Consider the following 237-nt stretch of genomic DNA (forward strand, 5'->3'; position numbering starts at 1 on the left):
ACCTACCGCACCTACCCGATGAGTCGGGTGCTGTTTCCGAACTGGGACACCACCACCGCCGACCTACCCCCGCCGGCCAACGCGCCCCCACCTTCAGCGCAGCGCGCCCTGAAGATGCCACGACGACGACGCACCCGCGCCGCCGACAACCAAACACGCATCAACACCGAACGCGAACTCAACCAACGCGAAGCCGCACGCGATACGCCGCCGATCTGACACCGACGTCGCCGCAGC

General features: G+C 67.5%; 1 pseudogene. It reads left to right on the forward strand.

Features of this window, described 5'->3' with window-relative positions:
* Nucleotides 1–219 (forward strand): annotated as a pseudogene (locus ABQF13_RS25355) (hypothetical protein); the annotation flags it as partial.
* Between the last annotated feature and the right edge of the window lie 18 nt (nt 220–237).

The organism is Mycolicibacterium sp. XJ879 (genome assembly GCF_053483935.1).